The organism is Christensenella sp. (assembly GCF_034927525.1).
In the GTDB taxonomy this organism is placed as follows: Bacteria; Bacillota; Clostridia; order Christensenellales; family Christensenellaceae; genus Christensenella.
In genome coordinates this window covers 1-7,117 of the sequence record NZ_JAYFPU010000229.1, presented here as the reverse complement: position 1 = coordinate 7,117, position 7,117 = coordinate 1, and the positions used below count along the sequence as shown (strand labels likewise).

7 protein-coding genes are annotated in these 7,117 nt (G+C 49.1%); 2 read left to right on the top strand and 5 right to left on the bottom strand.

What is annotated here, in order from left to right; all coding sequences use genetic code 11:
* Window positions 1-1,307, top strand: a 1,307-nt coding sequence (locus tag VB081_RS09615; RefSeq protein ID WP_323400605.1) for an MBL fold metallo-hydrolase, incomplete at its 5' end; no start/stop codon positions are given.
* Window positions 1,308-1,352: 45 nt separating this feature from the next.
* On the opposite strand, the gene nifU is transcribed toward VB081_RS09615, so the two are convergent.
* From nifU to VB081_RS09600, 3 genes are read right to left on the bottom strand one after another with little or no spacing between them, the layout of a single operon-like run.
* Window positions 1,353-1,778 (bottom strand): Fe-S cluster assembly scaffold protein NifU, encoded by a 426-nt coding sequence (gene nifU, locus VB081_RS09610; protein ID WP_323400604.1) that lies wholly within the window; start codon window positions 1,776-1,778, stop codon window positions 1,353-1,355.
* A gap of 19 nt (window positions 1,779-1,797) precedes the next feature.
* On the bottom strand, window positions 1,798-2,982 hold the full coding sequence (nifS, locus tag VB081_RS09605; RefSeq protein ID WP_323400603.1) for a cysteine desulfurase NifS: 1,185 nt from the start codon (window positions 2,980-2,982) through the stop codon (window positions 1,798-1,800).
* A 23-nt stretch (window positions 2,983-3,005) separates the two neighbouring features.
* Window positions 3,006-3,458, bottom strand: a complete 453-nt coding sequence (locus VB081_RS09600; protein ID WP_323400602.1) for an RrF2 family transcriptional regulator — start codon at window positions 3,456-3,458, stop codon at window positions 3,006-3,008.
* Window positions 3,459-3,664: 206 nt separating this feature from the next.
* Between VB081_RS09600 and VB081_RS09595 the strand changes: the two genes are divergently transcribed.
* Window positions 3,665-5,404 (top strand): ABC transporter ATP-binding protein, encoded by a 1,740-nt coding sequence (locus VB081_RS09595; protein WP_323400601.1) that lies wholly within the window; start codon window positions 3,665-3,667, stop codon window positions 5,402-5,404.
* Window positions 5,405-5,421: 17 nt separating this feature from the next.
* On the opposite strand, the gene VB081_RS09590 is transcribed toward VB081_RS09595, so the two are convergent.
* Window positions 5,422-5,937 carry an FUSC family protein gene (locus tag VB081_RS09590; protein WP_323400600.1) on the bottom strand — a complete coding sequence of 172 codons (516 nt, stop codon included), beginning with the start codon at window positions 5,935-5,937 and terminating at the stop codon, window positions 5,422-5,424.
* 47 nt (window positions 5,938-5,984) lie between these two features.
* The coding region (locus VB081_RS09585; protein WP_323400599.1) for an MFS transporter at window positions 5,985-7,117 on the bottom strand (1,133 nt) is incomplete at its 5' end.

Sequence of the window (7,117 nt, the reverse complement as noted above, 5' to 3'; positions counted from 1 at the left end):
CGCATATCCAGATGTTTGAGGCCGAATGGCGTAACCGCAAGGGCAAACGCGCAGGCCGCGCGGAATATGTGCCGCTCTACGAAATGGACGACGCAATCGGTGCGATCTCGCTCTTTGTCCCCTGCCAATACGAAACTGATATCGCTTTATACGACGGGATTTCCGTCCGCTATACCGACGCAGGACATTTACTCGGCTCCGCCAGCATCACACTGGATATCACGGAAGACGGCATCCACAAAAAGATCGTCTTTTCAGGCGATATCGGCAACGTGAATCAACCTCTGATCCGCGACCCGCAATACCTTACGGATGCGGATTATGTGGTGATGGAGAGTACATACGGCGACCGGAGCCACGGCATAAAGCCCGACTATGTGGCCGAGCTGTCAGCACTCATTCAAAAGACGTTTGACCGCGGCGGCAATGTGGTCATTCCCTCCTTTGCCGTAGGGCGCACGCAGGAGCTGCTGTATTTCATGCGTATCATCAAAGAGCGCGGCCTCGTAGCGGGCCACGGCAATTTTACCGTGTATGTGGACAGTCCCTTAGCGATCGAGGCGACAAACATTTTTAATGAAAACAGCCGCGGCTATTATGACGAAGAAGCGGCGGAGCTGATCAGGAATCACATCAACCCCATCGCGTTTTCAGGACTCAAAACATCCGTCACCAGCGAAGATTCCAAGATGATCAATGCGGACAAACAACCAAAGGTCATCATCTCCGCAAGCGGCATGTGCGATGCGGGCCGCATCAAGCATCACTTAAAGCACAATCTCTGGCGGCGCGAATGTACTGTGCTGTTTGTCGGTTATCAGGCCGTGGGTACGCTGGGACGCAAGATTCTGGAAGGCGCGCAGCAGGTCAAGCTGTTCGGCGAAGAAGTCACAGTTTCCGCCGACATCCGTACCTTGGAAGGGATCAGCGGTCACGCCGACAACGGCGGCCTCATCCGTTGGATCAGCAGTTTTACGCCCAAGCCGCAGCGTGTGTTTGTCACGCACGGTCAGGCCGCGGTATGCGACTTTTTTGCGGACAGGCTAAGGGACGAACTGAAGCTCAACGCTTTTGCACCATATCCCGGCGCGCTGGCAGACCTTTCGTCAGACACGATCCTACAGGAAGGCGTGCGGGAAAAAGCACCCGTCAAGACGCTATCGCGTCCGGATACCATATTCGACCGCCTTGTTGCGGCAGGCGAACGCCTGATGGGCGTGATCCACAAAAACCGTGGCGGCGCGAACAAAAGCCTTGCAAAATTCACCGATCAGGTCAACAGCCTTTCTGACAAATGGGAGAGATAACAAAAAACCGGTCATGAAATACATGACCGGTTTTTATTTTTCTTCTTAATGTCCGTGTTCGTCTTCGCTGTTATCCGGCTTCTTGAGCCCTTCAATAACGATCCCGTTTTTCTCCGCATAGTCCCACAGCGCCGCATGGATGGCCTCTTCCGCCAATACAGAGCAATGCACCTTGACCGCCGGAAGTCCATCAAGCGCTTCCATAACGGCTTTGTTCGTTACCTCCAGCGCTTCCTGTATGGTTTTTCCCTTGATCATTTCGGTCGCCATACTGCTTGTCGCGACCGCAGCACCGCAGCCGAACGTTTTGAACTTCACATCGCGGATCACGCCCGCATCGTCAACATCCAAAAATATTCTCATAATATCGCCGCATTTTGCGTTGCCGACCGTACCGACGCCGCTCGCGTTTTCCAATTCTCCCATATTCCGCGGATGCTGGAAATGTTCCAATACTTTTTCACTATACATAATCTGGTCCTTCCTTTCGTTACTTCGCCTGCGACTTCATAAAATCATCGTAGAGCGGCGACATATTCCTGATTTGCTGCACCACCGTCTTAAGCGTATCTACAACATAATCCATTTCTTCTATTGTATTTGTTTCGTTGAGCGTAATACGAAGCGAGCCATGCGCGATCTCATGCGGCAGCCCGATCGACAAAAGCACATGCGACGGATCGAGGGATCCTGACGTGCAGGCGCTTCCGGAAGAACCGCAAATGCCATTCATATCGAGCATTAAGAGGAGCGCTTCTCCTTCAATGAACCGGAAACAGAAATTTGCGTTATTGGGCAGCCTCTTGTGCCTGTCGCCATTGAGACGTACATATTCGATCTCGCTTAACACACGGTCAATCAGGTGATCGCGCAACGCGATTTCTTTTTGCGTCCGCTCCTCTAAGGTAGCGGCTTCGATCTCGATCGCTTTTGCAAGCCCCACGATGCCCGGCACGTTTTCCGTACCCGCGCGCTTGCCGCGTTCCTGCGCCCCGCCATGAATAAAAGGCTTTAACTTGATACCCTTGCGCACATACAAAAATCCAATACCCTTAGGGCCATTGAGTTTATGTCCGCTCGCGCTCAGCATGTCAATATTGCATTCATCCACATTGATCGGAATCTGGCAGTATGCCTGCACCGCGTCAGTATGAAACACGATCTTATGCTCTCTGGCGATTGTACCGATTTCCTTGATCGGTTCGATCGTCCCGATCTCGTTGTTCGCATACATGATGGAAATAAGGATCGTTTCCGGACGAATCGCCGCTTCCAGCTCCTCCGGCCTCACGAATCCATATTCGTCCACATCGAGGTACGTTACATCGTAGCCCTGTGTCTCCAGATATTCACACGTATGCAGGATCGCGTGGTGCTCGATCTTGCTGGTAATAATATGATTGCCTTTGTTCTTATACGCCTGCGCAGTGGAAATAAGCGCCCAGTTGTCCGATTCGCTGCCGCCCGCCGTGAAATAAATTTCTTCGGGCTTAGCGCCTAGCGTATCGGCTATCACCTTACGCGCATCGTCGACCACTTCCTTGTTTTCGGCCGCGAACTGATAAATACTCGATGGATTCCCAAATTTCTCAGAGAAATAGGGGAGCATAGCGTCCACCACCTCGGGGCGCGTCGCCGTTGTCGCTGCGTTGTCCAGATAAATAAACTTTCCCATCTTCGCGTTACTCCTCATGAAAATTAATGATAATCTGCCGCACGTCTGGAAGGAGAACAAATACCGTTTTCCTGTTCTACCAAAGTGCTCAGCTTGATTTCGTCCACGATCTCATTGATCCCGTCGTTTAAACGCTGCCACACATACTTGGATGCGCACGAACCGGATTGCTCACATCCACCCTCGCCCACCAGCGCCGGACAATCGATGGGGCTCAAATCGCCCTCCAGCGCCCGCAGGATATCCCCTACCGAGATATCATCCATCTTCTTCGCCAGCACATAACCGCCCTGTGCCCCGCGGATACTGCTTACAAGTCCTGCCTTTTTCAGCTTGCCCACAAGCTGCTCCAGATAGCTTTCGGAAATACTCTGGCGCGCCGCGATACTGCTAATGGAAACTGCTTCTTCACTATCGCTGCTTGCTAAGTCTATCATTGCCCGCAGCCCGTATCTTCCCTTTGTCGATAATTTCATTCCGGCAGTCCCCCTTTCAATTCCCACTATATTACTCTGATATATTAATACACCCCGTACCAAATGTCAAACACAATTTCCACTATTTTAGTGTGAATTAAAAAATATTTTTACCAAAAATTTTAAAAACAAAAAAACTGGATGTTTTGTACACTATATATGTGTATTATATAGGTATATATGAATTTTATCAGAGAGGTTTTTGTATGTCTATTTTTAAAAGCTTTGTCGGTTACTACAAGCCCTACAGGAAGATGTTTTATTTTGACCTGTTTTGCGCGCTTGTCGTATCCATCGTGGATCTTGCCTTTCCGCAGATCCTGAATTTTCTAACAGGCGGGCTGTACACAATGGATGCGGATATCATCGTCCGTTCCCTGTGGATCGTGGCCATCTCCCTCGTTGTCATGTATCTGATCCGCTATGGCTGCCAGTATTACATCACCACTTGGGGGCACGTCATGGGCGCGCAGATGGAAAGCGATATGCGCCAAGACCTGTTCGACCAGATGCAACGGCTTTCGTTTTCCTATTACGATAAAAATAATACGGGAGATATGATGTCGCGGCTTGTTTCCGATCTGTTTGATATCTCAGAGCTCGCGCACCACGGCCCGGAAAACATCTTTATTTCAGCGCTGAAAATCATCGGCTCGTTTGTGCTGCTGATGTTTATCAACGTCCCGATGACGCTCATCCTGCTTGCCGTCACTGCTCTTATGATCGCGTTTTCCATCAGTAAAAACAGAAAGATGCGCGCAATTTTTATGGACAACCGCAAAAAAATCGCGGGTGTAAACCAGCAGGTGCAGGATAGCCTGTCGGGTATCCGCGTCGTCAAATCGTTTGCCAACGAGGATCTCGAGCGCGAGAAATTCGAATACAGCAATTTAGAATTTCTGGATTCCAAAAAGAGCAGTTACAAAGTCATGGGCACGTTTCACGCGGGCAATAATTTCTTTACCGGCCTGCTCTATACAGCCGTACTTGTTTCGGGCGGATTCTTCATCGCAAATGGTACGCTGCGCGTTACCGATCTTGCGATCTATGCCCTGTACATCGGCATTTTTGTCGCGCCCATCGATGTGCTGATCAATTTTACAGAACAATTTCAAAAAGGCTACGCCGGTTTTAAGCGCTTTTTAGAGATCATCCATACCGAGCCGGATATCAAGGAAAAGAAAAACGCGCAGCCCCTGCATAACGTAGCAGGCAACATCGAATACCAGGATGTTTCATTTGGTTACGATCACGACTCTCACGTGTTCGAACACATCGATATTTCCATTCCCGCCGGAAAGACGGTCGCGCTTGTCGGCCCGTCAGGCGGCGGAAAAACCACGTTTTGTTCCCTGCTGCCCCGCTTCTACGATGTTTCAAAGGGTGCGGTAAAAATTGACGGACAGGACGTACGCGATACGACGCTTAAGTCACTGCGCAGCACGATCGGCATCGTCCAGCAGGACGTTTATATGTTCGGCGGAACGATCCGCGACAACATCGCCTATGGCAAGCCCAAGGCAACGGACGAGGAGATCATAAAGGCCGCAAAGGACGCGAACATCCACGACTTCATACAGGCGCTGCCCGACGGTTACGATACAAGCGTCGGCGAACGCGGCGTACGTCTTTCAGGCGGACAAAAACAGCGCATCGCCATTGCGCGTGTGTTCCTGAAAAACCCGCGTATCCTCATTCTTGACGAGGCGACCTCCGCTCTTGACAACGAGAGCGAACGTCACATCCAAGCATCTCTTGAAAAACTGTCTAAAGACCGTACAACCATCGTCATTGCGCACCGCTTAAGCACCATCCGTAACGCGGACGAGATCATCGTCATGAGCAACGAAGGAATACAGGAGCGTGGTTCGCATGCAGAGCTGATTGGCAAAAACGGCCTCTACGCCAGCTATTACAATATGCAATTCGAGGGATTGAATGATTAAGGAAATTTTGTCAGTCTTTAAGAATTTCTCTGCTTTTTTTGTATAATATCCCTGATCACATGAAACCCCACATTGACCAAAATAGCAACGACCGCCCCTACGGCTGTAGCGATCAGCCTGATGAGGGCAAAACGGAATCCCTGATCCGGCTCAATGATCAATGTCACCATAATCAACGTGGCAATGACCCCCTTCACTGCGTTCAGACGTTTCGATCCCCCCACCAGGTACGCACCCGCAATACAAAGTACAGGGATGAATACTATCTGAAACACGGCCACAACGTCCGCTAATTCGACGATAACGTAATACAGGCTTCCAATGGCTCCGCCAACGGCAGTCCCTATCAATCTTTGTTTCGTAAAATCAACCATGTTCGAAGTCTGTGGATCAATACCAAGAATCGCGGACAAACAGGATACCATCATCGCCTCTACCCGGTCTTCTTGGCCAAAAATGTAATAGAGCGAAATACAGGCAAAGATACTGAACGCCATTTTAAAGATTCGGATATCGATTTTCAGACCAAACATATCACACCTTCTTTTACGAGACCGTTCCATCCCCCATTGTATCTGCGTTACGATATATAGCTGTTGTTAGCGGCGTTTTTCGCATCCCCTCTTGTCGTCAGTAAAACAAAAACAAGCCCCACGACAGAAAATGCTCCAATTACAATAAAGCCTGCCGCATAAGAGAAACCATCGGCAAATATGCCCAGAATGATCGGCCCCAATGTGGAACCTATGCTGTACAGAGCCTGATACAGCCCCATTCCTGCCGTTTTTTGTTCTTCTTTCAAGCCTTTCACTGCATATGTCATAAAGATCGTGTTTGGAGCTGCATAGCTGAACCCGCCGATGACCTGCACCACCATCAGCAGCCATATACTATGAACAAAGGGGATGCTTACAGCGTATCCCGCAAGGATTAGGAACCCAACAACACCCGTTTTTGTAGCATTCAACCGTTTTCCGGCTTTCGTTGTTACAAAAATCGATCCAATGATGGAGGCTGCAACAAAAAGCGCATTTACAATACCTGTTTCAGTTCCACTTGCGCCAATATCCTGCGCCATCTTAGGGGTAAAAGAAAACGCCGTCGCAAACACAACTGTTTTAAGCAAAATGGCTGCGACCGAAAAAACGATCAATTCCCTGTTTTTCATTATTCCAGCGATCTTCGTCTTATCGATCTTCACCGGTTCCGATGCTTGTTCCTTCACAAACAAGGAGAGGATCATCCCCATTATTGCTGCAATAAAACTAATAAAAAACAATTCCTTGATCCCGGCCTTTTGATAAAAAAAACCACCCACCAAAAACGACGCGAATATCCCTGCCTGCGTCATAGCATTGATCGCGCCCATCGCCTTCGTACTACTATCTTCCGCATAATATTTTGAATAAAGCATGGTAAATGCAACAAACATAGTGCTGGATACCCCGGCAATCACGCACCCTATAAAGATGATTACCGGTGTTGGATAAAGATACATGATACCTGCCGCCAGCGCGGAAAAAACCATCCCGGATACTATGAACACCTTCTGCTTTCCAAGCATATCCGATTTCAGTCCCAATGGAAAACGCAGTGCAATCTGCATAAACATATGCGAACCAAAAATAACGCCTGCAAGCGTTGCCGATAATCCCAATGAAATCAGATAGGGTGTTAAAAAAGGTAAATAAAGATACAGTGAGAAAAAGAAAA